At 47.8% G+C, this 1287-nt stretch carries 1 protein-coding gene; it reads right to left on the bottom strand.

Annotated elements, in window-relative coordinates:
- Positions 1-226: 226 nt before the first annotated feature.
- Positions 227-1287: hypothetical protein (locus ACYH9I_RS11225; RefSeq protein ID WP_483560786.1), on the bottom strand; the 1061-nt coding region annotated here is incomplete at its 5' end.

Genomic DNA, 1287 nt, shown 5'->3' with positions numbered 1-1287 from the left:
CATTACATGACTTCTCTTTATTTATTTGATTTTACCCCTGAGCCACCGCCATCGACACTTTCAGCGTCGCCGGCGGCGGGGGCGGCGCGATTGTGGCTTCGCCGCAACAGCGCAACCCTAAGGGAAATGCCCCAACTTACGCGGGGGCGTTATTCTTTGTTAGATTGTCCTCTCAGGCTCCATAACCGCCCCCGCGGCCTAAGGATTAAGGAATAAGAAATAAAAGCTAAGGTGCGGTGCAAACAGCGTAATGACTGTAGGAAACGCTGCCGCTGCCAACGTCGCCGTTGTGCGAGTTGACAGAGAACCCATCGCTACCTGCTGCGTCACTCGTCCAGTAGTAGTGGGCGACGAAGCCCGCATCAGCGTAGCTGTTCAGGCTGCCCCACTCCGTGAAAAATCCTGCACCTATGTGACGCATATAATGATTACCAGATGAACTAGGTACTGCGCCAGAAATAGGATAACTACCAGTTCTGACTGCATTGGTTAAATCCCTTACCCTAACAGGACGATAACCCAAATCACGACACCAAGATATTTGATTAGACTGAGTATCCTTTTTATAACCCCGATGGACGAACCACTGCCTCAACACAAATCCATAACGAACCTCATTACCACCTCTATCCCTACCCACCAACTCAAATGTCTGCGGCAAAGATAGCGACGGAGTAAGCCGACTAGGACTACTTGAATTTATCTGAGAACTACTTGCCCTAGGACCCCTTAATGTTACCCGTGTTACATTACTAGATTTATCTCTAATCCATTGATCGGCTTGGACAGTACGTCCATCTGGGTCTGTGAATGTACCAGAACGCGGCATTGTCCAACTCACCGTTGCCCTTATACTACCACCTGTGTTAACTGTCCAACTCAACTGACTTGCATCGATTCCACCAACATCCAAATCAAAATACAATCCATCTGAACCTGTAGTTGGAAAGTTTAACTCGTAAGATGATGGACTTGTTGACTGAACTAAAAAACCCTTTTTGGGGTCCCATATGCTAGCTGGGCCTGCGTACTTGGAATCGTCACGGGTACGACCCCAAGGGGAAGAAACATTATCACCAGTACCACCTAAGTACAAATTCGGCCTGACCGAACAAATAACCGGCTGTGACGACAAAGTGATATAATACTCCGCCGTCCCTCCGTAAAATCGACCACCTCTTGGCACACCATAACGAGTCTCTAAAGTCCCCCCTGTACTACTTAAAGTTAACTTATAAGGCGCTTTACATAGACTTAATGTATCACTACGACTAACGATAGTGCCAT

The sequence above is a fragment of the Gilliamella sp. X-23 genome (assembly GCF_057063545.1).
The sequence above is the reverse complement of the archived record's forward strand: the minus strand, read 5'-3'. Positions and strand labels throughout refer to the sequence as shown.